This is a genomic window from Ketobacter sp. (assembly GCF_003671495.1).
Classification (GTDB): domain Bacteria; phylum Pseudomonadota; class Gammaproteobacteria; order Pseudomonadales; family Ketobacteraceae; genus Ketobacter.
On sequence record NZ_RCHN01000018.1, the window covers coordinates 1 to 26,080 of the forward strand.

At 59.1% G+C, this 26,080-nt stretch carries 21 protein-coding genes; 7 read left to right on the top strand and 14 right to left on the bottom strand.

Annotated elements, in window-relative coordinates; all coding sequences use genetic code 11:
* Positions 1-206: CcdB family protein (locus D9N14_RS08785; RefSeq protein WP_290578998.1), on the top strand; the 206-nt coding region annotated here is incomplete at its 5' end.
* A 439-nt stretch (positions 207-645) separates the two neighbouring features.
* Here D9N14_RS08785 and D9N14_RS08790 read toward each other — a convergent pair.
* The 7 genes from D9N14_RS08790 to D9N14_RS08820 all read right to left on the bottom strand — a co-directional run bounded on the left by D9N14_RS08790 (position 646) and on the right by D9N14_RS08820 (position 8,165).
* The gene (locus D9N14_RS08790; protein WP_290578999.1) at positions 646-1,008 is read right to left on the bottom strand and encodes a Na+/H+ antiporter subunit G; all 363 of its coding nucleotides are present in this window, start codon (positions 1,006-1,008) and stop codon (positions 646-648) included.
* 23 nt (positions 1,009-1,031) lie between these two features.
* Positions 1,032-1,301 (bottom strand): K+/H+ antiporter subunit F, encoded by a 270-nt coding sequence (locus tag D9N14_RS08795; RefSeq protein ID WP_290579000.1) that lies wholly within the window; start codon positions 1,299-1,301, stop codon positions 1,032-1,034.
* The gene (locus D9N14_RS08800) at positions 1,295-1,783 is read right to left on the bottom strand and encodes a Na+/H+ antiporter subunit E (RefSeq protein ID WP_290579001.1); all 489 of its coding nucleotides are present in this window, start codon (positions 1,781-1,783) and stop codon (positions 1,295-1,297) included. Before D9N14_RS08800 ends, D9N14_RS08795 begins: the two co-directional genes overlap by 7 nt.
* Complete coding sequence (locus D9N14_RS08805; protein ID WP_411267928.1) at positions 1,776-3,260, bottom strand: monovalent cation/H+ antiporter subunit D; 1,485 nt, start codon at positions 3,258-3,260, stop codon at positions 1,776-1,778. The genes D9N14_RS08800 and D9N14_RS08805 overlap by 8 nt, the downstream gene beginning before the upstream one ends.
* Positions 3,261-3,262: 2 nt before the next feature.
* Complete coding sequence (locus D9N14_RS08810; protein WP_290579003.1) at positions 3,263-3,676, bottom strand: Na+/H+ antiporter subunit C; 414 nt, start codon at positions 3,674-3,676, stop codon at positions 3,263-3,265.
* Positions 3,676-6,471, bottom strand: coding sequence for a monovalent cation/H+ antiporter subunit A (locus D9N14_RS08815; RefSeq protein ID WP_290579004.1), 2,796 nt, complete (start codon positions 6,469-6,471; stop codon positions 3,676-3,678). The genes D9N14_RS08810 and D9N14_RS08815 overlap by 1 nt, the downstream gene beginning before the upstream one ends.
* 164 nt (positions 6,472-6,635) lie before the next feature.
* Positions 6,636-8,165 (bottom strand): protein adenylyltransferase SelO, encoded by a 1,530-nt coding sequence (locus tag D9N14_RS08820; protein ID WP_290579005.1) that lies wholly within the window; start codon positions 8,163-8,165, stop codon positions 6,636-6,638.
* Between the two features lie 165 nt (positions 8,166-8,330).
* On the opposite strand from D9N14_RS08820, the gene D9N14_RS08825 reads away from it, so the two are divergent.
* The gene (locus tag D9N14_RS08825) at positions 8,331-9,518 is read left to right on the top strand and encodes an acyl-CoA dehydrogenase family protein (protein WP_290579006.1); all 1,188 of its coding nucleotides are present in this window, start codon (positions 8,331-8,333) and stop codon (positions 9,516-9,518) included.
* A gap of 46 nt (positions 9,519-9,564) precedes the next feature.
* Positions 9,565-10,692: an acyl-CoA dehydrogenase family protein gene (locus D9N14_RS08830; protein WP_290579007.1), complete on the top strand. Its 1,128-nt coding sequence runs from the start codon at positions 9,565-9,567 to the stop codon at positions 10,690-10,692.
* Here the strand turns inward: D9N14_RS08830 and D9N14_RS08835 are convergent.
* The gene (locus D9N14_RS08835) at positions 10,689-12,461 is read right to left on the bottom strand and encodes an ABC transporter transmembrane domain-containing protein (protein WP_290579008.1); all 1,773 of its coding nucleotides are present in this window, start codon (positions 12,459-12,461) and stop codon (positions 10,689-10,691) included. The two genes, D9N14_RS08830 and D9N14_RS08835, sit on opposite strands and share 4 nt — an antisense overlap.
* Before the next feature lie 159 nt (positions 12,462-12,620).
* On the opposite strand from D9N14_RS08835, the gene D9N14_RS08840 reads away from it, so the two are divergent.
* Positions 12,621-14,561 carry a diguanylate cyclase gene (locus D9N14_RS08840; RefSeq protein WP_290579009.1) on the top strand — a complete coding sequence of 647 codons (1,941 nt, stop codon included), beginning with the start codon at positions 12,621-12,623 and terminating at the stop codon, positions 14,559-14,561.
* Between the two features lie 4 nt (positions 14,562-14,565).
* On the opposite strand, the gene D9N14_RS08845 is transcribed toward D9N14_RS08840, so the two are convergent.
* The gene (locus D9N14_RS08845; RefSeq protein WP_290579010.1) at positions 14,566-15,474 is read right to left on the bottom strand and encodes a LysR family transcriptional regulator; all 909 of its coding nucleotides are present in this window, start codon (positions 15,472-15,474) and stop codon (positions 14,566-14,568) included.
* A gap of 85 nt (positions 15,475-15,559) precedes the next feature.
* On the opposite strand from D9N14_RS08845, the gene D9N14_RS08850 reads away from it, so the two are divergent.
* Positions 15,560-16,426 carry a sterol desaturase family protein gene (locus D9N14_RS08850; RefSeq protein ID WP_290579011.1) on the top strand — a complete coding sequence of 289 codons (867 nt, stop codon included), beginning with the start codon at positions 15,560-15,562 and terminating at the stop codon, positions 16,424-16,426.
* Here D9N14_RS08850 and D9N14_RS08855 read toward each other — a convergent pair.
* On the bottom strand, positions 16,423-17,352 hold the full coding sequence (locus D9N14_RS08855) for a hypothetical protein (RefSeq protein ID WP_290579012.1): 930 nt from the start codon (positions 17,350-17,352) through the stop codon (positions 16,423-16,425). The genes D9N14_RS08850 and D9N14_RS08855 overlap by 4 nt on opposite strands.
* Before the next feature lie 187 nt (positions 17,353-17,539).
* Here D9N14_RS08855 and D9N14_RS08860 point away from each other — a divergent pair, with 187 nt between their 5' ends.
* Entirely contained in the window at positions 17,540-18,397 is an 858-nt protein-coding gene (locus D9N14_RS08860) for a DMT family transporter (RefSeq protein WP_290579013.1), read from the top strand.
* 58 nt (positions 18,398-18,455) lie between these two features.
* Here the strand turns inward: D9N14_RS08860 and D9N14_RS08865 are convergent, their stop codons facing one another.
* From D9N14_RS08865 to D9N14_RS08880, 4 genes are all read right to left on the bottom strand, one after another.
* On the bottom strand, positions 18,456-19,382 hold the full coding sequence (locus D9N14_RS08865) for a hypothetical protein (protein ID WP_290579014.1): 927 nt from the start codon (positions 19,380-19,382) through the stop codon (positions 18,456-18,458).
* Positions 19,383-19,585: 203 nt separating this feature from the next.
* Entirely contained in the window at positions 19,586-21,163 is a 1,578-nt protein-coding gene (locus D9N14_RS08870; protein ID WP_290579015.1) for a flavin monoamine oxidase family protein, read from the bottom strand.
* A gap of 100 nt (positions 21,164-21,263) precedes the next feature.
* Positions 21,264-22,301, bottom strand: coding sequence for an AraC family transcriptional regulator (locus D9N14_RS08875; RefSeq protein WP_290579016.1), 1,038 nt, complete (start codon positions 22,299-22,301; stop codon positions 21,264-21,266).
* A 10-nt stretch (positions 22,302-22,311) separates the two neighbouring features.
* Positions 22,312-23,229, bottom strand: coding sequence for a GGDEF domain-containing protein (locus tag D9N14_RS08880; RefSeq protein WP_290579017.1), 918 nt, complete (start codon positions 23,227-23,229; stop codon positions 22,312-22,314).
* A 351-nt stretch (positions 23,230-23,580) separates the two neighbouring features.
* Here D9N14_RS08880 and D9N14_RS08885 point away from each other — a divergent pair, with 351 nt between their 5' ends.
* Entirely contained in the window at positions 23,581-26,076 is a 2,496-nt protein-coding gene (locus D9N14_RS08885; RefSeq protein ID WP_290579018.1) for a TonB-dependent receptor, read from the top strand.
* Positions 26,077-26,080 lie beyond the last annotated feature (4 nt).

Here is a 26,080-nt window from a genome sequence, read left to right on the forward strand (position 1 = left end):
TTCCGCTAAGCCCTTCTTCTATCTCTGCTTCATCAGCCATTACCAAGCTTTGCCCACAAATTGATATTGAGGGGAAGCCTTACATTGCTATGACTCAGCAAATTGCTGGAATCGACAGGTCTTCGCTTGGTAAAGAAGCATACGACCTTTCAGCTTATCGTTCCGAAATTATCGCAGCCTTGGACTTCGTGATTTCGGGCATATAACGCCTTAGTGAGCTGAACCTTCAGTGCTATTCAAGCCAAATTTCGATAACACACTGATTTAAAATAATTAATAGCAGCTATAGGTTATACATTCATCTGGCAAAAGCCGAAGGTTTCGAGATATCCAAGGACCAAATCACGGAACCTTCGGTATAACCCAAAAGCAAATACCGGAAGTTCCGGTATATCCAAGATTCACTCTCTTTGTTTAAGAGACTCTTGTCTACCGTAAATATACGCGAATTCGGAATCTGGCATTCACCCACTAACCCACCCACCTGCACAGTCTCCCCCTGACGCATCACCAGAATGCTATCGGCCTGGGTAATGGTCCAAAGACGATGGGCGATCACCACCAGGGTGATGTCGCATTTTAGTTGCAGCAGGGATGTTGTATGTGTACTTAGGCGGCGGCTCCGACTTCAACGCAAGGCAACAATCACCCCTTCGGCGCCCGCCTTACCAAAATATCCTTACTCATCTCCTCATTCACCGTGCCTTCTTTAAACGGCGTGCGCCGTTGCAGCGCCGCCTTCGCCACCATATAGGCCGACACCGGCGCGGTGATGAACAGGAACAAGCTGATGACCAGTTCCTGGATGCTTAAGCCCTCCCCCCGTAATGCGTGCAGCATGACCGAGGCCACCAGAATGCAGCCGATGCCCAATGTGGTGGCTTTGGTGGGCGCGTGCAGGCGGGTGTAAAAGTCCGGCAGTTTCACCATGCCCAGGGCGCCGATGAGGATGAACACGCCGCCGGTGAGCAACAGAAAAGATGCGAACGCTTCAAGCCAGAAAATCATGTTGCCTCCGTTGGGTGGGTTGCCTATTCAATGATGTCACCGCGCAGCATGTATTTGGCCAGGGCGGCGGTGCTGACAAAGCCCAGCATGGCGATCAGCAGGGCGGATTCAAAATACATGTCGCTGGCAAAGTACAGGCCGAGTAATACGATCAGGGCGATGCTATTGATATAGAGGGTGTCCAGCGCCAGGATGCGGTCGGCGGTGGAGGGGCCGATCAGCAGGCGGATGGTGTTCAGTACCAGGGCCAGTCCCACCATGACGGAGACGATCATCAATACGGTGGTCAGCATGCGAATATCTCCCTTAAGGGTGCTTCATAGCGGGTTTTGATCCGCTCAATCAGGCTGTGTTCGTCGTCTACGTGCAGGGCGTGGATGTATAGCCATTTCATGTCTTCGGAAAAGTCCACGCTCACGGTGCCCGGTGTCAGCGAGATGGTGCTGGCCAGTACCGCCAGGGGAAAGTGCCCGGTCAGGTCCAGTGGCAGGGCGATCAGGCCGGGTTTTAAATGTTTGTTGGAGCGCAGGATGCGGCCGGCCACTTCAAAGTTGGAGACCACGATGTCCCCCAGCACCATGAGGATGTAGCGCAGGGCGTGCAGGGGTTTTTTGACACGGGCGTGGGGATCACTCAAGGGGGCGGCCACCCAGGGAATGCTGATGGCCAGGATCAGGCCCAGCACCAGGTGGCCAACGCTGAGGTCGTTCAACAGCAACCAAACGATCAACAGCAATACGCTGTGCAATGGCATGGGGAAGAGTTTTTTAAGCACCGCTTTTCACCTCCATCCGCATTTCCTCTGCCGCCAGTTGGGTGAACTCGGTGATGGTGCCCGCCAGCACGACCATCAACGGCAGGCTCAGCATCAGTAACACCACGGCCACCAGTTGGGCGGGGTGGGCCCGGGCCGGGTCGGTGTTCTCGCCCCGGGTGCGCCAGAACAGGGTGCCACCGGCGCGGGACAGCATGATCAGCGCTGCCAGGCTGCCCACCAGGATGGGTGGCCAGATCCAGAGGATCTGGTGGCTGGTCAGGGCGGCCTTCAGCATGAGGGCTTTGCCGATAAAGCCGGAGATGGGCGGCATGCCGATCAGGGCCAATGCCCCCAGAAAAAATAATCCCCCCAGCAGCGCCGGTTGGGCCACCGGGCGCGATTGCACAAAGCGATCTTCGGCTTTGCCCCGTTGCTGCACAACCAAACCCGCCAGCAGGAACATCAGTGCGGTGGCCAGGGTGCTGTGCACCAAGTAATAGAGCGCACCGGCGGTGGCCTCGCGGGTGTTGAGGGCCACCATCAGCAACAGGCTGCCGATGGAGACGATCACCAGGTTGGCCACCAGTTCCCGCAGGGTTTTGCTGGCCAGGGTGGCGATGATGCCCAGCACCAGGGTGAGCCAGGCCAGGGGCCACAGCCAGGGTTGGGCAATGTTGGCCAGTTCACCGGCGCTGTCACCAAAGATGGTGCCGTGCACCCGCCACAGGCTGTAGATGCCCACTTTGGTCATGATGGCGAACAGAGCCGCCACCGGTGCCGGGGCGGCGGCATAAGCGCGGGGCAACCAGAAGTGCAGCGGCATCATGGCGGATTTCAGGCCGAACACCACCAGCAACAGCATGGCGCCGGCTTTGGCCAGTTGCACATCGTTGGCGTCGATCTGGGCGGCACGTTGTTGCATGTCCGCCATGTTGAGGGTGCCGAAGGTGCCGTACATGATGCCCAGTGCAAACAGGAACAAAGCCGACCCGGCCAGGTTGAGGATGACGTAGTGCACGTTGGCCAGGGTTTTTTGCGCGCCGCCGCCGTGGATCAACAGAGCGTACGAGGCAATCAGCAGCACTTCAAAAAACACAAACAGGTTGAAGATGTCGCCGGTAAGAAACGCCCCCTGAATTCCCAGGGCCTGAAACATCAGCAGCGGGTGTAAGAACTTGCCTTTCTGATCCTCGTTGGCGCTGCTGTACAGTTGCACGCACAACAACAGAAAGGCGGTGAGCACGCACATCATGGTGGACAGCCGATCGGCCACCAGCACGATGCCGAAGGGCGGGCGCCATTCCCCCATGGCATACATCAGGCTGCCGTGCTGATGCACTTGCAGCAACAAGGCCACGGCGGCGGCCAGTTGCAGCAGGGCAAACAGGGTGCCCGCCCAGCGTTGCCGCGGCAGCGTGTTGGCCAGGGGTGGCATCAGTAACAGGGTGCCCGCCAGCAGGGGAATCAGCAGCGGCAGAACCGGTAAATGCTGCAGCATCAGTTTCTGTTCCTTTTATTTTTTTTCTGGGCCGCGCTGTTCTTTTCGATCTTGCCGGCCAGGGCTTCTTCCATGGCGCTGCGTTCCGGCGGCAGTTCGCGGCCGTCCACCTGATCGTTGCCCAGGTCCGCCCTGGCCCGCAACGACAGGATCAGCACAAAGGCGGTCATGGCAAAGCCGATCACAATGGCGGTGAGCACCAGGGCTTGCGGCAGCGGGTCGGCGTAGTGTTGGCTCTGCCCCACGATGGCGGCGCCGTTCACGGTCAGGCGGCCGCTGGCGAACAGGAACAGGTTGACGGCGTACGAGAGCAAGGTCAGCCCCAGTATCACCGGAAAGGTCTGCGCCCGCAGCATCAGGTAAATGCCGGCGGTGGTGAGCACGCCAACCCCCAAAGAAAAGGTAAATTCCATCAGTGGCCTCCATCCCGCAGGCGCTCACTGGTGGTGAGCTTGCCCAGGTTCGCCAGAATCAACAGGGTGGCGCCGATCACCGTGAGGTACACGCCAAAATCAAACACCATGGCACTGGCCAGCTCAAACTCGCCGACTAACGGCAGGTGGAAATGATCAAACCAGGTGGTGAGGAAGTTGCGGCCAAAGGCCCAGCTGCCCAAGCCGGACAGGGTGGAAATCAACAGGCCGCTGGCGATCAGCCCCAGGTAGTTGATGGGCATGCGCCCTTTCATCCACACCACGCCGTGGGCCACGTATTGTTGAATCAATGCAATGGCGGTGATCAATCCGGCAATGAAACCGCCGCCGGGCATGTTGTGGCCGCGCAGGAAGATAAAGGCAGATACCAATAACGCCAACGGCAACAGACTTTGCGACACCACCGCCAGCAGGAAGGGGTGGGTTTCCTTCGACCAGCGATAGCCTTTGCTGTCCGCCGAGGGCATGAACACCAGCATCTGCGCCAGTACTTTGTAGATGCCCAGCGCGGCAATGCCCAGCACGGTGATTTCCCCCAGGGTGTCAAACCCGCGGAAGTCCACCAGGATCACGTTGACCACGTTGGTGCCGCCGCCACCGGGTTTGCTGTTCTCCATAAAGAAGTCGGAAATGCTGTCCAGGGGGCGGGTGAGCATGGCGTAGCAGATGGTGCCTATGACGCTGCCGAACAGGGCCGCCACGCTGAAATCGCGCACGATGATGGACAGCGGGCTGTCGATGGTGGGGCTTTTTTGCGGCAGGAAGAACAGCGCCAGCAGGAACAGCAGGATGGTGACCACTTCCACCGACAGTTGGGTGAGCGCCAGATCCGGTGCCGAGAAATAGGTGAACGCGATGGAGACGATCAGGCCCACCACCGACAGGGCGATCAGGGCCACCAGCCGGCGGTGGCTCCACCAGAGGGTGACAAAGGTGGCGGCGATCATCAGGGCGGCGCAGAAGCCCACCACCCAGTTGATGGGCAGCTGCGGGTGGGTGCCGATGGCGTCCACCAGGTTGAACAGGGGCATGGCGCTGACCATCAGGGCCAGCAGGATCATCAGGAACATGGCCCGCTGCAGGGAGCCGTTGTCGATCCAGCTGTGCAGGGTGGAGACCCGGTTGATCATCTGCTGCACCAGGCTTTCAAACACGTACTTGGCATCGTGATCCACAAACTGATCCTGAAAACTGAACAGGTGGCGCCGGTTCAGGTACAGGGTCAGCCCGCCGCCCACCGCCAGGGCGCTCATCAGCAGCGGAAAGTTGAAACCGTGCCACACCGCCAGGCTGTAACCCGGCTCTGCTTTTTGCAGTACCGCCTGTGAGGCGATGCTGAGCATGTCCCCCACCATGAACTGGGGGAAGATCCCCACCAGCAGGCACAGCACCACCAGGATTTCCACCGGCACCCGCATGTAGCGCGGCGGTTCGTGGGGGGTTCTGGGCAGGTCGATGGGCTCGCCGTTGAAGAACACGTCGTGCATAAAACGCAGGGAATAGGCCACGGCAAAGGCGCCGCCGGCGGTGGCCAACAGGGGAATCCACCAGGACAGGGCCCCCAGGGTGTATTGGTGCAGGGTTTCGGTGAACAGCATTTCCTTGGAGAGGAAGCCGTTCAGCAGCGGCACCCCGGCCATGGACGCCGCGGCCACCATGGCCAGGGTGGCGGTCCAGGGCATGTATTTCCACAGGCCGTTGAGTTTGCGCATGTCACGGGTGCCGGATTCGTGGTCGATGATGCCCGCCGCCATAAACAGGGAGGCCTTGAACACCGCGTGGTTGATGATGTGGAACACCGCCGCCACGGCCGCCAGCTCGGTGCCCAGCCCCAGCAGCAGGGTAATGAGCCCCAGGTGGCTGACGGTGGAATAGGCCAGCAGGCCTTTCAGATCGTGCTTGAACAGGGCGATGTAGGCTCCCAGCAGCATGGTGGCCATGCCGGTGAGGGACACCACCACAAACCAGTATTCGGTGCCCGCCAGCACCGGGTAAAAGCGGGCCATCAGGAACACCCCGGCTTTGACCATGGTGGCGGAGTGCAGGTAGGCGGAGACCGGAGTGGGTGCCGCCATGGCGTGGGGCAGCCAGAACTGGAACGGGAACTGGGCGGATTTGGTGAAGGCGCCCAGTAAAAACAGCGCCAGAATGTAGGGGTAGTATTCGCTGGCGCGGACCACGTCCCCCATGGCCAGCACTTCCCGCAGTTCGTAGGTGCCGGTGACGTGGGCAATCAGCATCAGCGCCCCCAACAGGGCCAGCCCCCCCGCCCCGGTGACGGTCAGCGCCATGCGGGCGCCCTTGCGGGCCTCGGTTTTATGCCACCAGAAGCTGATCAGCAGGAAGGAGCTGATGCTGGTGAGTTCCCAGAACAGCCACAGTTGCAGCAGATTGCTGGACAGCACCACCCCCAGCATGGCGGACATGAAAAACAGCAGGTAGCCGTAAAACAGCCCCATGTTGTCGGTATCGGACAGGTAATAGCGGGCATACAGGATCACCAGCAGGCCGATGCCCAGAATCAGCAGGCAGAACAGGAAGGCCAGGCCATCCAGATGCAGGGAGATATTGAGCCCCAGCAGCGGCACCCAGGGTAGGGTGAACATGGGCACCTGGCCGGAAAACACCATGGGGGCCATTTGCAGCAGCATGCCCAGGGCGGCGGCAGGCATGATGGCGGTGAGCCAGGCGGTGGGAGTGCGACCCGATTTGCCGAACAGCACGGGCAGCAAAATGCCCATCATGGGCAACAACAGAATCCATAACACACTCATTCGACCGGAGGCCTCGTCGTAATGAAATTATTCTTATTTATCAAACCGAAAAGATAACATGAATTTATGGCAACCGTCAGATTGCGGCGCTTGCCATTAGTGAAAGTGTAGCTGGGAAATGGGGCGGGACCGGGCTCAGGTTCCGCCATTATGCGCTGCTACCATTAAGTACCACAAAAAGTCCTGTGCACCCGTTGCTCCGGCTGCGGCGGTTCCTGGTAGGCCGCGAACTGGGGCAGTTCCGCATAAGGTTGTGCCAGGGCCGCCAGCAGGTTCTCGAACACGGAATAGTCACCGGCTTCGGCCGCTGCAATGGCTTCGGCCACCCGGTGATTGCGGGGAATGATGGCCGGATTGGCGGCTAGCATGCGGCTTTGCACGACGGTGGGGTCGGGCTCCCGCTGGCGCAACTGCTGTTGCCACTCGTCCAGCCATTCGTGCAGGTTGCGCTCCATGGCGGCGGAGTTGCGGCAATCCGGTAACGTCAGCAGGGCCAGCAGGTCACTGCGATCCTGCTCCGGCTGCGTCACCTTGCACAGGCGGCGGAAGAACAGGGTGTAGTCCAGCCCGCCCTGCTCCAGCAGCTCCAGCAGGGCCGAGATGCGTTGCAAATCCCCTGCTTCCACCCGGCCAAAGCCCAATTTTTGCCCCATGGCCTGCTGCCAGGCCTGGCCGTGCACATCGGCAAAGTCTTTCAGCACTGTGGTGGCCGCCGCCACCGATTCGTCTTCATCTCCGGGGAACAGGGTGAGCATGGCTTCGGCCAGCCGGGCCAGGTTCCACTGACCGATGGCGGACTGGTTCTGGTAGGCGTAGCGCCCCCCCTGGTCGATGGAACTGAACACTTTTCCAGCACTGAAGGCGTCCATAAAGGCACAGGGTCCATAGTCGATGGTCTCGCCGCTGACGGTCATGTTGTCGGTGTTCATCACCCCGTGGATAAAGCCCAATTGCAGCCATTGGGCGATCAGCTGTGCCTGGCGCTGGCAGATGGCGCTGAACAGTTGCAGGTAGCGATCGTCGGCGGTGCGATCGATGGTGGGGTAATGGCGTTCCAGCACGTGGTCCGCCAGGGCCTGCAGGGCCTCGCTATCCTGGCGCAGGGCAAAATACTGGAAGGTGCCCACACGGATGTGGCTGGCGGCCACCCGGGTGAACACCGCGCCGGGCTCGGCCCGTTCCCGCAGTACCGGCTCACCGCTGCTCACCACCGCCAGGGCGCGGGTGGTGGGAACCCCCAGGGCGTGCATGGCTTCGCAGAGAATGTATTCCCGCAGGGCCGGGCCCAGGGGGGAGCGCCCATCACCACCGCGGGAGAACGGGGTGCGGCCACTGCCCTTGAGCTGGATATCGCGCCGTTGCCCGTGCACGTCCACCAGATCCCCCAGCAGAATGGCCCGGCCATCCCCCAATTGAGGATTCAACTGTCCGAACTGATGGCCGCAATAAGCCATGGCCAGGGGGTCGGCCTGGGTGGGGAGACGGTTGCCGCTGAAGATGGCGGCGATGTCGCTGTCGGTGGCGTCGTCAAAACTAATGCGCAACTCGGTGGCCAGCTCGGTGTTGAAGCGGATCAGCCCGGGGGTTTGTACCGGTGTGGGGGCCAGTTTGGCAAAGCAGCTCTCTGGCAGCCGGGCGTAGGCGTTGTCGAAGGGGATGATCAGTGAAGCAGGCGTTTCAGTGGGCGTTGTCATACTGCAGAACCGGTTGCGTGTGCGTTGGCACCAGCATAACAGACTGATCAATAGGGTTGCCATTGCGATCCTTTTGGCCATTGTGGAAACCCCCGGCGTTTTCTAAGGTGCTGTGAGCTGCTGACAACAATATTGAAAAAGGCTGAGGATTAAGGACTGAGGACTATGGAAAACCTGGAACACTTCCGGCGCGACACCGCCGCCTGGTTGGAACAGAACTGCCCTGCTTCCATGCGCACCCCCATGAGCGAGGCCGACACCATTTGGGGTGGGCGCCGCTTTGAGTACCCCAGTGAGGACGCTCGCCTGTGGAAAGAGCGCATGGCCGAGCGGGGCTGGACCGCGCCCACCTGGCCCAAGGCCTATGGCGGTGGCGGATTATCGTCGGCGGAAGCCGCCGTGCTGAAACAGGAAATGCGGCGGTTGAATTGTCGGGTGCCCCTGTTCAGTTTTGGGTTGGGCATGTTGGGCCCTGCCCTGCTGGAATTTGGCAATGAGGCGCAGAAACAACAACACCTGCCCCACATCGTCAACGGGGACATTCGCTGGTGCCAGGGTTACAGCGAGCCCGGTGCCGGTTCCGATCTGGCGGGGCTGCAAACCAGTGCCGTCGACGCCGGCGATCATTTTGTGGTGAACGGCCATAAAGTTTGGACCTCGTACGCGGACAAGTCCGACTGGATTTTCTGCCTGGTGCGCACCGACAAAAACCACAAGCAGGGCGGTATTTCGTTTTTGTTGTTTGATATGGAAAGCGCTGGCGTGTCCACCCGCCCCATTCAATTGATCAGCGGGGCCTCGCCGTTCTGCGAAACCTTTTTTGACAACGTCAAAGTGCCGAAGGCCAATCTGGTGGGTGAACTGAACCAGGGCTGGACCATTGCCAAGCGGTTGCTGCAACACGAACGCGCCATGATTTCAGAAATCGGGTTTGCCGATCCCTCCGGCCAGGCGGCACCGTTGGCGCAACTGGCGCGGGAATATTTGGGGGAATCCCATGGCCGCATTGCGGATCGGGTGTTGCGGGCCGACATCGCGCGTCATGAAATGAAAACCCAGGCCTTTATGGCCACCCTGCAGCGAGCCAGTGCCGAAGCCAAAGCCGGTCAGTCGGTGGGGGCCACCTCTTCCATGTTCAAGTACTACGGTACCGAAAACAACAAAGCCAAGTTCGAGTTGATGATGAAGATCGCCGGGCATCATGGCCTGGGTTGGGAAGGCCCCGGTTTCAGCGAACGGGATCTGACCTCCACCCGCCGTTGGTTGCGTTCCAAAGGCAACTCCATTGAAGGCGGTACCTCCGAGGTGCAATTGAACGTGATTGCGAAACAGGTTTTGGGCCTGCCGGACTAGCACCAGGTTACGGATTAACGGAGCACATTAATATGAGCATGACATTATGAGCATGGTTTTGAATGCAGAGCAGTGCGCCACCCAGGCGGCTGCCAAAAAACTGATTCAGGCGCGGTCGCCGGTGTTGGCACTGCGCAAACTGCGGGATGAAAAAGCCGACCGGGGGTTTGATGAATCCCTCTGGCAGCAGATGGTGGAACTGGGTTGGGCGGGCATCCTCATTCCCGAGGAATACGGTGGCCTGGGATTGAGCCCCGGTTACCTGAGTGTGGTGCTGGAGGAATGCGGCCGCACTCTGGCAGCCTCGCCGTTGTGGAGCAGCAGTTTATTCGCCACCTATTTGCTGGTGCATTGCGCCGACAGTGCGATCCGGCGCGACACCCTGGCGGCATTGGCCGCGGGGCAATGCCAGGTGGCGGTGGCCCTGGAAGAGCGTGCCCGCCATGCCCCCTATGATATCGATACGGTGTTGTCTGCCGGTGAACACAGCACGTTGACCGGTCGCAAACATTTTGTGGTGAACGGCCATGTGGCGGACAAGTTCATTGTGAGCTGTCGCGATGCCCACAACCAATTGCGCCTGGTGTTGGTGGACGCCGCGCACAAGGGTGTGCGGGTGGAACGCAACTGGATGGTGGATTCCCATAATTCCGCCACGGTGTACTTTGATAACGTGACGATCACCTCTGAGCAGTTTCTGGGCTCCGCCGATACGGTGCAATTGTTTGACTCGGCCCTGGATGTGGCGCGCCTGGGTCTGGCGGCGGAAATGCTGGGCTCGGCCAGTGAAGCCTTCGAGCGCACCTTGGCGTATCTGAAAGAACGGGAACAGTTCGGCGTCATCATCGGTTCATTTCAGGGCTTGAAACACCGCGCTGCCAATATGTTTGTGGAATTGGAGCTGGCCCGCTCCTGCGTGCGGGCGGGTTTTTCCTATCTGGATGAAGGTGGCAGCGATGCAACCCAACTGGCGAAGCTGGCGTCCATTGCCAAAATGCAACTGAGCCAGACCTTGAACCTGGTGTCCAATGAATCGGTGCAGATGCACGGTGGCATCGGCATGACCGACGAACATGAGATCGGTTTCTTTCTAAAGCGGGCCCGGGTGTTGGAGCAGCTGTTGGGGGACGATGTTTTTCATGTGGATCGCTATGCGGAGTTGAACGGCTACTAGGTCAGCTCCGACTTGAACTGCAGCGACGCCAGCCGTTGATACAGTTCACTGGAGGCCATCAACTCCCCATGGGAACCGATGGCTTCCACCTGCCCGTGATTCAACACCGCAATGCGGTCGGCGTTTTTGACGGTGGCCAGGCGGTGGGCAATCACCAGGGTGGTGCGGCCCTGCATCAAAACATCCAGTGCCTGTTGCACCAGGAATTCGCTGTGGGCATCCAGGGCGCTGGTGGCTTCGTCCAGCAACAGGATCGGGCTGTTGGCCAACAGTGCCCGGGCAATGGCGATGCGTTGCTTTTGCCCGCCGGACAGGCCGATGCCGCCGTCCCCCAGGTGCGTGTGGTAGCGATCGGGAAACTCCGAAATGAATTCGTGGGCGTGGGCGGCTTTGGCCACCGCCTCCACCTGCTCCAGGCTGGCGTTGGGATTGCCGTAGCGGATGTTCTCCAGAATGCTGCCGTAAAACAGACTCGGGTTTTGGGTGACGATGGCAAAGCAGCTGCGCAGCGCTTGCAGTGACAGTTGCCGGATGTCCACGCCGTCCAGTGTAATGGTGCCGGCGTTGAATTCGTAGAAGCGCAACAGCAAATCGAACAGGGTGGATTTGCCGGCACCGGAGGGTCCCACCAAGGCCAGGGTTTCACCGGGGCGAACCTGCAGTGATAAGTGATCGATGGCCGGTTCATCCGGGCGGCTGGGGTAACTGAAGCACAGATCCTGAATGTCGATGGCCCCTTGCACGGCGCGTGAATATGCGGGAGGTTGGTGTTGGTTGCTGGCCGTGTCCGTTTCAACAATCTCTGAGTCGGATTGCAGCAACTCAAACAGCCGCTGGGTGGCGCCGGCGGCCCGTTGCAATTCTCCGATCACCTCCGAGATGGAGGCCACCGCCGAACCCACAATGACGCTGTAGAACACAAAGGCTGCCAGCTCACCGCCGCTGATGTTGCCGTTGATTACGTCCACTCCGCCCACCCACAGCATCAGCCCCACTGCACTCAGCACCAGGATGATCACCGAGGTGATCAAAAAGCCCCGTTGCACGTTGCGCTGAATAGCCACCTTGAAGGCGGTGTCCACAAAGGCTTTGAAGTTGGCCTTGTCGGTGTTCTGGTGATTGTAGGCCTGCACGGTTTTGATGTTGCCGAGGATCTCGCCGACATAGGAACCCACGTCCGCCACTTTATCCTGGCTGTGCTTGGACAGGCCGCGCACACGCCGGCCGAACAACAGGATGGGGGTGACCACCAGCGGCACCGACACGATGACAATGGCGGTCAGCTTGGCGTTGGTGATGAACAGCCAGATGAGCCCGCCCAGAAACATGATCAGGTTGCGCAATGCCATCGACAGGGAGGACCCAACCACCGACTGGATCAGGGTGGTGTCGGTGGTCAGGCGGGTCTGGATTTCCAGGGCCCGGTTGTGTTCAAAAAAGCCGGGATGCAGGTCGATGAGGTGGTTGAACACCCGCTCCCGCAAATCCGCCACCACCCGCTCCCCCAGCCAGGAGACCCAGTAATAACGGGTGAAGGTGCCGGCCGCCAGAATCACCGCAATGCCCACAAACAGAAAAACATACAGCCGCAGTTGCGTGGTGGAGGCGGTGGCGATGCCCTGGTCGATCAGCAGACGGATGCCCTGGCCGATGGAGAGCATGGCGGTGGAGGTCACCAGCAGGGCCAGCAGGCCGTAGAGGATCTGGCGCCGGTAGGGGCGGAGCACGCTGAGTGCCAGGGAGGCGGGGCTTGCACGGTGAGCCGTCATGGTGGTGGTTCGGATTCCTGTGGGTTGGCAGATTGTGACTGGGATGGCGCCTTATATTAGCGGGAACCGGTTTTGTATGGAATTCGTTACCGCCGTCACGCCCTGACCCTGGGGGACTATAATTGATCGAACTATTCATCCCGAACCGTTGTGGGTCCTGTGTCGACGCCCCATGTTAAGCCTGTTTCCGTCCGCGCGCGCGCCCTGGCGCCCCTGTGGGGGGTGTTGCTGGTTCTGGCCCTGGGCTGGAATCAAGCCGCCGCTGCCGTGGAGGCTGCCGATCATTCCGAGTCGGCGGCCCGGCTGCGCTTGACCGAAGCGCCCCTGCAGGCGGTGTCGGCGGAGTTTGCGTCCTATTGGATTGAAACCGAGCACATGGCGGACGTGCCGCGGGCTTCCCACTGGCAACCGGTGGAGTACGCCACCATCACCGCAGGCCCCCAGTCCCGGCCAGTGTGGTTTCGCGTTCCGGTGGTCAACGCCACCCGGCATACCCTGGAGCGAAAGTTAGAAGTGCGCTGGCTCAACATCGACGGCGTGGATTTTTACCTGCAACGGGCATCCGGCCGGGAACATCAGTTCCTGGGCTTTGATGACCCGCGTGGGCTGGTGCCGGTGCCGGGTTCCAGTTATGAGTTTTCCCTCACCCTGCTGCCTGGCGAACAGGCGGACCTGTTGTTCCGGGTGTCGACTCAGTATTTCAGTTTTCTGCCACTCTACATCTGGGAACCCGATGCTTATGCGACGCAGCAGCGCCAGGTCCACGGCTGGTATTTGCTGGGCTTTGGTGCCCTGCTTTCCCTGCTGTTCTACAACCTGTCCCTGGGCATTCTGGTGCGCGACCGCGCCTATCTTCTGTACTGCGCCTATGTGGTGTCCATCCTGATCTATGAATTGGCCTTCAATGGCATGGGCAACGCCTATCTTTGGCAGGGCAGCGTCTGGTTGCACAAGAATGGCTTGGGGCTGGGCATCTATCTGAGTTTTCTGGCGGGTACCCTGTTCTTCCGCGAATTCCTCAACATCGGTGCCTATAGCCTGTGGTTGCAGCGGATGGTGGATGCCTCCCTGCTGTATTGGGTGGTGGCGCTGCTGGCGCTGTTTGCCTTCGACAGGTTTTTCCAGAGCAGTATCTACATGAGCATGATCGTCTGCGTATTCGCTCTGGGAGGATCTCTGTACCTGTGGTATCTGGGCAACCCCCTGGCCAAGGTCTATCTGTTGGCCTGGGCCGCGCTGCTGTTTTTCACCGTGCTGATGCTGCTGATGATCACCGGCATCGTGTCGCATCACCCGTTGACGGAGCATGGCCAGATGATCGGTTTTGTGACCGAGATGGTGCTGCTGTCGTTTGCCCTGGCCACCCGCATCAAGCTGGAGCGGGATCAGCGGGAGCAGGCCCAGCAACAGGCTTTACGCCTGCAACTGGACATCAACCGGGAGCGGGAAAACACCATTGAGGCGCAGCAACAGGTGCTGCTGCTGGAAAAGCAGAACAATCAGGTGCTGGAACAGCGGGTGGCAGAACGTACCCTGGAGCTGCAGGAAGCGTTGGGCCATCTGTCGGCCGCCAATGAGGAACTGGCCCGGCTCACGGTGACCGACCCTCTGACCGGGGCCGCCAACCGTCGCCACTTTGACGAGGTGCTGGACCAGGAAATCCAGCGGGCGGCCCGTACCCGGCAGCCGTTGTCGCTGATCCTCATCGACATTGATCACTTCAAACAACTCAATGATCAGCATGGTCACATTGCCGGGGATGAATGCCTGAAGCGCTTTGCCGATCTGCTGCAAACCATGATCAACCGGACGACGGATCTGGTGGCCCGCTACGGCGGCGAGGAGTTCGCCATCATCCTGCCACAAACGCACCAGGAGGCGGCGTTCACCGTGGCGGAAAAAGTCCGTCTGGCGGTGGCGGCAATGGGCTTTTCCTTTAAAGGACAGGTGATTCCCATTACGGTAAGCCTGGGGGTGGTAGGACTGCAGCCCCAGCCGGGTATGTCAGTGACGGATTTTGTGGACGCGGCGGATAACGCTCTGTATGCCGCCAAGCACACCGGGCGCAATCGGTCGGTGCTGGCACAGGCGGTGTCTTGATGGGCTACAACTCAGCCAATTGACGCCGCAACAGATCGCAAAACCAGCGATGGGCCGGGTCTTGCTGCAGGGCACGGGGCCACAGCAGATACACCGGAATGGCGGGCACCGCCACCGGGAACGGCAGCACCTGCAATCCCAGGGTGGGTGCCAGCACCTGTGCCATGCGCAGGGGGACCGTGGCGATCAGGTCGCTGCCGGCAGCCACCGGCAACAGATTCCCATAGCTGACCACCTGGGCTCCCACCCGCCGGCGCCAGCCGGGCTTGCCCAGGATCTGATCCAGGGGCAGTACCTGCCGCTCCCGGGCCGGCAGCACCACATGTTCCGCGGCCAGAAACGCCTCCAGGGAAAGGCTGCCCTGAATCCGGGGGTGATCCAGTCGCGCCACCACCGCCAGGGTCTCTTCCATCACCACTTCCGCCTCCAGCCGGTCGTCGCCGGGTAACTGGGAGTCGATGGCGAAGTCCGCTTTGCCGTCCAGCAGCTGGCGCTGCCAGTCTTCCTGCTGAGGTTGCATGCGAACGCTGATGTGGGCACTGACTTCGCGCAGGTTGCGCATCAGGTGCCCCAGTACCAGGAATTCCAGAAAGTCCGGTGCCAGCAGTTGAAAGGCCCGTTCGCTGGTGGCGGGATCGAAGCAATGGGCCGGGTCCAGGGCTTGGGCCACATTTTGCAAGTGTGTACTTACTGCAGTGTAAAGCTCCAGGGCTCTTGGGGTGGGGCTCAGCCCGGAGCGGCTGCGGGTGAACAATGGGGCCTGCACGGTGAGTCGCAGTCGTTGCAGGGCGGCGCTCACCGCGGGCTGGCTCATGCCCAGTCGGTCCGCCGCCAGGGACAGCTTCCCAGCTTCCACCACCGCCACAAAAATCGGCAGCAGGTTCAGATCAACCGCTCGTAAATTCAGCTTCATGGATAATTAATATATGTAATATCGATTGGATGAATATTATAGGCGGGATCAGACTTATCTGCAGGCTTTGTACTGGAGAATAATAATGACATTGAATGATCTGGTTTCCCTTTCCATCGTGGCGTTTGTGGCCCTGGCGGCCATCACGGAATGGCTCAGCGGGCGCAGCGGCAACGGTGCCCGTACGGCTCGGGACTGGCAGATGGCCGGACTCACGGTGGGTATGATGGTGGCGGTACAGCGGCCCCTGGTGTTGCTCCTCATCGGTCTGGCGCTGACGGCGGTGTTTCCCGCCAGTGCCGGGTCCTTGGCCTGGTTGGAGCAATCCTATTTTTGGCCCACGCTGATCGTGTTCTTCTGCCTGGAGGAGCTGATCCATGGGGCCGGTCACTATTTCGCCCATTGCCGCCGACCCAAGGCCCGCTGGGCCCAGAAGATTCAGGCTGTGTTCAAGTTATCCCACCGCCCCCATCACATCAGTGGGGATGATGACCGTGGCCAGCTCAGCGTGGTGCAGACCTTTACCAACGGCTGGCTGTGGTGGTTCATTATGCCGAACTACTGGTTCCAGTTGCTGGCCTTGTATCTGGGGCTGACTGAGGTGTTCCTGTGGGGCACTGTGGTGAAGGGTTTGTGGTCTGCCCACACCCACGCCAACTGGAACTACGATCTGTATTTTCACAATCACCGTTGGGCCTGGGTGCGCAAAACCATGTGGGGCCTGAGCCATATCTTCACCTTTCCCACCCAACATCATCATCACCATGCCCGCGGCAAGAACTCCGCCAAGAATGTGTGTGGGACCCTGGCGTTGTATGACTGGCTGGTGTTCGGCACCCTGGCCATCGAAACCCGGCGCCCGGAGGTGTACGGCTGGCGCCAGTCCGAGCGCGAACAGAAGAGCGCCCTGTATCGCTATTTCAACACGGATCTGAAACCCTATCTGCGTTAAGGCGTGCGCCACTCATTGTATTGACCGCCGATGGTGGACCAGCACAGGGTCTCACCATCGGTTCCGGCTTCACCTGCCCCTTCATCCACACAGATGGCGTGACCGTCGCGGCGCAAATTGCGGGGGTCGACCAACTCCGGTACTTGGGCTGCAGCCTGCCCCTGCCAGCAGGTGACGTCACCCAACGCCAGAGCGCAGCCGTAATAACCGAAGCGCACGGCAATGGCCTCCACCTGTTGCAGGCCGAAATGCGCGCTGGGTTCTGCAAGCATGCGCTCCGGTTTATCCGACCAGCAATGCACACCGCTTTGATCCAGGGCGCAGGCCATATTGCCGGCACCGGATATGGCGGTAGGTTGATTCAACACCGGCGCGGCGGTGCGCTCAAAATGCCGGTAAAGCTCCACGGTGGTTTGCCAGCATTGGGCAATGCCTGGCTGTTGCAGTACACACAGAGCGTCGCTGGCGCGATCCCAATCGATCAATGAATCCTTAAGCACGGTGACCGGACGCAGCTCCAGATCGTTGATGCTGTTGGCCACACAGACCACGGGTATGGGCAGAGAAACGGCGCAGGTCTCCTGCATCACCACTTCGCACACAGGATCATCGTCACAGGGATAATCGAAGGACACCAGATCGCGGTTGGAGGCGAGCCAACCCAGGAACTGGCTGTCCTCCGCGGCACTGGCCTCGGCTGTGAAGTGGCGCGTGTTGCTGACCAGGCTGTTGGTTTCGAGCGTGCTGAACGTGATCAGGTGCTCGCAATCCTCGGTGCATTGCAGGTCCTCACTGTTGACCTGGGCGCTGCCGTTACCCAGGAAGCGGATTGAGAATTTGCCTTCGTCGTCCAGGTCGCTGCTGCCGCAACCTGTAAGCGGTCCAACTATCAGGATCAGATAGAAAAGAGATAGAAACTTGTTCATGGTGAGGCTCCCTGTTCCAGCGTGTGTGACGTCGTGTCTTCGAGGGTTGTAACATGAGGCGTGTGCCGGCAACTCTATAAAATCCGCAAACTGTGAATTGCCGCAAAAACCCCTTTACCGCTGCGGAGCGCGCGGGTTTCAATAAGGCCACTTTGAAAATTGATGGCCTTTTTGGAACGCTATGCCCATGGCTGTAATCATGAATCCTGGCACCCGCGCGGCACTGTGGATGCTGGGCACCTTATGCTCGTTCACCGCCATGGCGATCGCCGGCCGCGAGTTGTCTGCGGATTTTGGTACCTTTCAGATTCTGGCCGTGCGCAGCGCCATTGGCCTGACCTTGATGGTGTTGTTGCTGAGCGCGCTGGGCTGGCATCGAATTACCCATGCCGATGTCACCACTCACCTACTGCGCAACCTGGCTCATTATGCCGGCCAGTTCGGTTGGTTTTTTGCCATCGCTTATCTGCCCCTGGCGGCGGTGTTCGCCATTGAATTTACAGTACCGCTGTGGACTCTGGTGTTTGCTGCCCTGATTCTGAAGGAACGCATTACCCTGGTGCGGGTAACGGCGTTGGCGGTGGGCCTGGCGGGTGTGATGCTGATTCTGCGACCGGGTGGTGACCTTCTGCAAGTGGCTGCGCTCGCCATGTTGGGGGGTGCATTGGCGTATGGCCTGTCCCACACTCTCACCAAAAAGCTGGCGGCCAGGCACTCCGCCCTGAGCATTCTGTTTTACATGATGTTGATACAGCTGCCGCTGGGATTGTTGCCCGCCTGGCAGGATTGGGCGCCACTGCAAACCCGGCACTGGCCCTGGTTTCTGCTGGTGGGGGTGACCGGGTTGACCGCCCACTATTGCATGGTGCGCGCGCTGGCCCTGGCGGATGCCTCGGTGGTGGTGCCCATGGACCTGTTGCGGCTGCCGTTGATTGCGTTAGTGGGTTATCTGCTGTATCAGGAAAGAGTGGACCTGTGGCTGGTGATCGGCTCTGGGTTGATTGTGGCCGGGAATATGCTGAATGTGTTTTGGAATCGGGGTTGAAGAGGTTTAATAGGTTTGTGATGGATGCTAGGTCTACCTTGATCCAAGATCGATAGCGTTATTGTAAAGGAGTCAAGATTACTTCAGCGTTCGCACCACTGAACTCATCTACAAAATAATATCTGAATCCACTGATGGTAATCTCAGTTCCAGAAACGTGCGTAGTTTTACCATTTTCGGTACTAACTCTCCGATCAGAACGAAATTGTTGTCCTTCAAACTCTGCAACAATTCCATTGTGAGTATTGATGCCGTGGTTTCCTTCCCAGAAGAATTCTTCGATCGTGTAGCTGCTAATAAGATGATCTATATCGACGTCACTGGTCGTGAGGTCACTTGTGTAGATGCCTATTGCTTCCTCTTCGTCATTGCTAACCTTTACCCACTTGGTCATTCTCATGTAACTACGATGGCTATCTGAATTTGTGTCACTCTCATTCTGAATGCTTGAAATGAGCGTGATCACTCGATTTTCTTCGATCGATATCTCCAAGTCTTCCGAACTGCGAGAGGATAGGTTTTTTAGATATGTTTTGCCATCTCGCTCCACTACTTCATAGTTCAGAGGTGAGAAGGAATTAGTTGTTGCAAGTATGATGGCGCCGGTATCTTGTGATACACGAACAAAAGACTCACTAAGCCGCCGTGTATTCATGACTTGATAGTAAGGCTTATCATTATCGTAAATAATCAGGCTCACAGATCCTTCAAGTTGTATCCATAAGCCGGTCAGAGAATCTTCGCTCAAATCTTTGGTCGAAGTGATTGCAATCACTTCATTATAACGATCTTGAAGATCAGTGTTCACCAGATCAATGTCTGATTGTCGGACTTCCAAGTCGTCTGTAAATCTAGTCGGCGTCGTCGTGCCTCCGCGATCACTGTCGCTGTTATTGCCACCGCCACCACCACCTCCTCCACAAGCGGTGAGCAGGGTGATGATAAAGATGGTAGTGAGTGTCGATAGTTTTCGATTGTTAGTCATAATGAATTACACCTTGTAGAAACAGAAATTCCCTTTACTCGATGAGCTGGATATTCAAGTAAGCAGCGTTACGTGAACAAAGACATCCGTGGCGAAAAGAAAGCAGAGAAATTTAAGGGGTGAGAAAACAGCGTGGCAAAAACAGTGTTGTGAAAACTGTGTGCCGAACCAGTGCAGGTTTCGGCACACAGTATCCAGTGGTGTTACGATTCCTGCAGCATGGCCTGCAAAATGTAGTGTGCAGCCAACCGCCCACTCTGCGCGGCGCCGTTCATGAAACCATAGTATTCATCACTGGTGTGCTCACCGGCGAACACCAAGTTGTCCAGGGCAAAGTGCTGGGCTTCTTCCGGGTCATCCGCTTCGATGTACAACAACTCCTCCGCCAACTCGGTGTACTGGCCCGGTTTGAAATTGGTGTAGCCGCCGCCGATGTACGGTGTGGTATGCCAGGCGCTGCGCAGGAACTTACCGTTGCTCACGTGCGCCAAACCGGGAATCAGGGGAGTGTACTCACTGAGCAGGGCCTGGCCCTGCTCGACGGCGGTGCCGGAACTGATGGCATCCACTTCACTGGCGCCGGCAAAAAATGTAAGGGCACCTTGCGCCAGTTCCGGTTGCCGTTGGCTGGCGTCCCACAGGAGGGAAACGCTCTGGTCGCTCCAGGCTTCCAGTTGAAAACCGGCTTCACCCAGCCACACCCGCTGGTTGACACCGGCAATCAGTTTCTCGTTGCGGCCCAGGTCCACTTCGTGAATAAAACGCTGCAGGGTCTCGGGCAATTCCAGTGCCATTTCCACTTGGCGCAGGGCGGTGAAGGGCAGCGCCAGGATGACGTAATCCGCCTCCACGTCACGGCCTTTGCTAAAACTGAGGCGATAGCCCGATTCGGTTTTGCGAATCCGGGTGAGGGCCCGCTGGGTGTGCAGTTGCCCTTGCAATACCGAGCGCAAGCTCTCCACCACGGCTTCGGAACCGCCGTTGATGGCGTACATCTCATCACTGGTGCTCAACACTTCCAGGTGGTCGCCGTCCACCACCGGCAGCAGATACAGCAGTTGCAGGGCGGAGGAGTCCATTGGCTCGACACCGTATTCCACCCGCACCGCGCCTTCGATCAGGTCGCGCACGTTGGGATCGGCAGGCAGCTTGTTTTGGTGCTGGTCCAGGTACTGGGCCAGGGAAAGGTGATCAAAGATGGGGGCGTAGGTGTCCCAATCCTCATCCAGTAATTCAGCGTCCTGCATCAATTGGGCGGCCAGTGGTTGCAGTGCAGCCGCCATTTCCGCCTCGCTGCGTTTGCGCCCGCCGTAGTAATAGGCCACTGCGTCCAGCTCGGACGGCACCTTGCGGTTGGTGAGGCCGATGCCGAAGGTCTCTGCCAGGGCCAGCATGTCGTCATGATCGCTGTTCACCAGCTCGGCGCCAAGATCGGTGTAAAGGCCATCCCCTGCGGCGTTATGCACGGTGTGAATCCTTCCGCCGACGCGGCGGCGGGCTTCGTAGACGTTGACCTTGAGGCCGGCCCGCCCCAGATGATAGGCGGCGCTCAAGCCCGCCAGGCCGCCGCCGATGATGGCCACCCGTTCGCTTTTGGCGCCGATGCAACCGGCCAGGCTGCCGGAGGCGACGAGCGCTGTGCCGCCCAGGGCGCTGTTGCGCAAAAAGGCGCGACGATCGGTATCGACGGCCCGTGGTGTCTGGCCGCTGGCCGCCAGGTTGGCGTCGCGGGCCTGGATAAGGAGTTTTCTGAACAGGGTGAAATGGGTGCTGTGGGCCATAGGGAGTACCGCCTTGTTTGATCTAATCGGGTTAGGTTTGCCGATAGAGAGACAGGCCAGGGTTAAACTCGGGCTGGATAAGCTGGATCTATTCTGCCCCCTATTTTACCCACTGGGCCCGTAATTGGTTGGGCGCCAGGCCGGTCCAGCGCTTGAAGCAGCGACGGAAATTGGCGGCATCGTTGATGTGCAGCAGGCGCGCCACATCCTCGTTGCTGAACTGCTTCCATTGGATCAGTTGCAGGGCGGTGAGCTTGCGGACCTGGTCGAGCTGTTGTTGATAGCTGGTATGGTGTTTCTTCAGCAGGCGTTTCAGGCCCGAGGTACTCATCCCCAGTTGCGCCGCGATGCGCTCCTGGCGCGGGTTTTCCACTTTCAGGGTGGTCTCCAGCAGCAGGTACAGGTGTTGCAGAAACCCCTGGATGTGGCTCAGTTGCTGCAGTTGGCCCTGGGCCTGCTGCCGGATCATCTGTGCCGTGAGGCCACTGCCCGGGGTCAGGGGGTGATGCAGGTATTGGCGGGGAATGCGCATCATGTCCATGGCCTGGTCGAAGCGGATCTGTTCCCCCAGGTGCAGCCAGTACTGCTCGATATGGCGGGGCTGGGGGTAGCTGAAGCGGCATTCCCAGGGCAGCTTGCTGGCAAACAGTTGGCGGCTCAGGGCGTACACCGCCGTCATGGCGGCTTCCACCAAAAAACGCCGCTGGTGCCCCGGGCGGCAGGTATCAACCCAGAACAGATACCCGTAATGGTCGTCCAGCACCAGTCGCGGAGCCAGCAACGGACTGAACAGCGCCGCGCCGGTGGTCAGGCATTCCAACGCCTCATGCAGGGTATGGGCCTGCCGCAGTTGCTCGCTGACCGCCCCATAATGGCCGGGCAAAATCCGTTGCCCGAACAGGAACGCGGTGTCCGGGTTGTCCAACAGCCGGATGCCGTTATCCATCAGCTGGTAAAACTGATCCGGCGTAATGCGGCGCCCCGGCTCCAGCAGTTGATCCTGGAACAGGCGGGTGCCCCGCAGCAAGCGGTCCAGGTTGACGCCCCGCGCCAGCGCCAGGTCGATCAGGGCGGCGGGTTGCTGGTGCAGGGGGATGATGGGGGTGTCCAGTTCGTAGACCCGGTGCAGCGCGCTCATGGGCAAAACCTCAGGCCCGCTGCAGGCGGGGTGGCTGCTTGGCGTGGGCCAAGGCCAGGTGCAATCGCTCCATGAGGTGTGCGCTGTTTTCATCCTTGGCGACAACCAGCGCCGAACAGCAGGTTAAGGGAATGCGTTCACCGTTTTGCTGGTTGTGATAGGCAAAGTGGTCGACGGCAGATTTCAGGGCCTGGGCCATGGTGGTGGCTTGTTGTTCGCCGGTGTTGGGCAGCAGCATCACAAAGCGATCCCCCGCCAGGCGGAAAATCAGATCGTGGGTGCGCAGGTTCAACAGCAGGAGTTGGGTCAGTGCCCGCAGCACCGCATCCCCTTCCTGAAACCCGTGCTGGTGATTGATGCGGTTGAAGTCATCGATGTCGAGGATCACCACCGCCAACGGCAGTCGTTGCTGGCGTGCCTCCACCAGGGCCAGGTCGAGATGCTGCTTGAGGTATTCCGCGCCGCCCAGGGGCGTGACCGGGTCGAACAGGCGGTGCTCGCGAAAGGCCTTCTCCCGCTTCACCATTTGCTGGTTGATGGCCAGTTGCTCGTGATGCCAGTGGAAGATGCCCAGGGTCAACAGCAACATGCCCACCGGCATGGGAATGGACTCCAGCCAGTGATCCCACTGCACGGACGCCGGCAGACGGATGAACTCGTCCAGGGTATCCACCCACCAGGAAAAAAACAGGCAGCCCAGGCCCAGGCTCAGCAATTGGGTGACCAGTCCGGCGGGGCGGCTTTTCAGCACCAGAATGATCCAGGCCAGGGCCAGCAGCGCGGTGCCGCCTTCGCCGATGATGTCACTCCACGACCAGAGTTCCAGCGGCTTGAAATCACCGGCACTGAGGAACGCCACCAGCGCAGCGTTGGCCAGCAGGAACAGGGCGCCCAATTTCATGGCATGGAGTTGCAACAGGGTTTTCATCGTCTGACATGAATCTGTAATCCAGTTGGCGCCAGCAAAGCAGAACTCCATGACGGTTTGGTGACAGTTCGTGAATTCGCAGAAAGAACCCAGGCCGGCGCAGCGGGGGTCAAATCAGCTCAGCGTAAATGGAGGAAGAGTACGAATTTTTGCAGCGGTTGACGGAAGGCGCCGGTGGCGTCCGGGTTTGCCGCAAACGGATCAGGTCGAATTAGCTCAAACGCCCGTGTTTTGGCGTTGTATCGTGCCGTTTCCGCCGCGTCTGCCCAGTGGCTGTAACATTTTTGTCACCGGTGAAAACTAGCGTGCCCCACCAATATCGATCAGCCAACGCATCCTGGGGAATCCGTTATGAAATTTCGTCTTGCACTGTTACCGGCCTTGATTGCAGCCCAGACCGCTGCTCAAAGCTCTGCCTGGGCGGAGGCGCCCGCCACAGAACATCTGGATGTGGTGGGTCAGGCCGTGAGTATGGACCGTGCCATCAAAGAACAACGCAATGCGGACAGCATCGAAAGTGTGGTGCACGCCGACGGCATTGCCCAGTTGCCCGACGACAATGCGGCCGAAGCCCTGCAACGGATTCCCGGCGTGTCGGTGGAACGGGATCAGGGTGAAGGTCGTTTTGTACGGGTTCGGGGTCTGGCGCCGGACCTGAACAGCGTCACCATCAACGGCACCCTGGTGCCGGCACCGGAAGCGGACCGGCGTGCCGTGGCACTGGATGTGTTGCCTTCGGAGCTGGTGCAGTCGCTGTCGGTGATCAAAACCCTGACGCCGGATATGGACGCCAATTCACTGGGCGGCACCATTGAGGTGGAGAGCCTGTCGGCGTTCGATCATGACGGCCTGTTTTATACCGCCACCGTGGAAGGCAGTTACGATGACAACACCGGGGAAACCAGCCCCAAACTGTCCGGCGCGGTGAGCAACCGGTTCAGCGTCGGTGCCGGCCAGGACAACCTGGGTGTGGCACTGGCCCTCAGTTGGCAGGATCGGGATTTCGGTTCCGACAACGTGGAAACCGGCGGCGCCTGGGATTTTGCGGACGGCGCCCGCCTGGAAGAGTTTGAACTGCGGGATTACCAGCTGACCCGTGAACGCATGGGTGTGGGTTTGAACTTCGATTACAAAGCGGATAGCACCACCCGTTATTACCTGCGCACCCTGTACAGCGAATTCACCGACACAGAAACCCGCCAGTCCGCCATCATCGGCTTTGATGACGCCATCGCCGAAGGCGATAGCACAGACCTGGAAGCGGAACGGGAGTTGAAGAACCGTAAAGAAACCCAGGAAATCACCAGCATAGTGTTGGGTGGCGAAAAGATGCTGGGCCTGTGGACCCTCTCCGCCCAGGCCGGTTTCAGCGAAGCCAGTGAGGATACGCCGGATCATATCGCCGGTGCGGTGTTCACCCGGGAGGATGTGTTTGCCGATGCGTCGTTCCGCAATACCCGCGAACCCAGCCCCATCGTGGCTGCCGGATTTTATGATGCCGCCGAGTATGCCCTGGACGAAGTGGAAATCGAAAACCAGATTGCCGAGGATGAAGAGCACAACATCAAAGTGGATCTGCTGCGGGATTATGCCTGGGGCAATCATCCTTCCCAATTGAAGTTCGGTGCCAAAATCAGCCGGCGGGAAAAGACCAACGATCTCAACATCGTGACCTACGGCGATTTCACCGATGCCGGCTTTACCGATCAACAACTGAACCTGAGCCAATTCAGCAACGCTAACGTGGATTATGCCCTGGGTCAGTTTGGTCCGGCCATCAGTGCTTCGGCGGTGGAACGCTTCCTGGCCGGTGCTGAAGGAGAAGTGGATGAAGAAGGTTCCCGTTTGGAGGACTACCGCATCCGTGAGGACATCAATGCCGCCTACATCATGAATAGCGTGGACATCGCCGACTGGCGGGTGATGGTGGGCCTGCGTTACGAGGGCACAGAACAGGAATCCAAAGGCACGGGGTTTGAGAACGACGAGTTTGTCGAGCTGAATTCCGACAACGATTACGACAACTGGCTGCCGGGTCTGCACCTGCGTTACCGAATGGGCGAAGACACCCAGTTGCGGTTTGCCTGGACCAACGTGGTGGTGCGCCCCACCTTCGACCAGATCCGACCGGGCGTGTACGACGCCGATGATGAATACGAAGCGGGTAACCCCAACCTGGACCCGTTGGAATCCAGCAATTTGGATCTGGGCATTGAACATTACCTGGGGCGCGCTGGTGTGGTGTCTGCGTTTATCTTCTACAAGGATATCGAAAACTTTATTTATGAAACGGACCTGGCGGGCTCGCCGGCGTTTGCGGATTACGATGAGGCAATCACGTACGCCAACGGAGACAGCGCCAGTCTGTACGGCATCGAGTTGGCCTATTCCCAGAAACTGGAGCAACTGCCGGCACCCTTCAACGGTGTGATTGTGGGTGCCAACCTCACCTTCACTGAATCCGATGCGGACATCAGCGGTTATGCCGACGGCGAGTATCACAAGCGTTCCATCGAACTGCCCAACCAGTCGGACACCGTGGGCAACCTGATGCTGGGCTGGGAAAACGAAAGCCTGAGCATGCGACTGTCGGCCAACTACAAATCCGAATACCTGGATGAAGTCTCCGGCTTCGGTTCGGATCAGAACGATGTGTTTGCGGAAAGCCAGACCATTGTCGATTTCAGTGCCAGCTATTTTGTCACGACCCAGCTGCAGGTGAAGTTTGAAGCGTTGAATATTACTGACGAGCCCTACTACACCTATGTGAATCGCAATCGCTACAACGCGCAATACGAAGAATACGGACCCACCTACAAACTGGGCCTGACCTTCACCCAATTCTGAAACA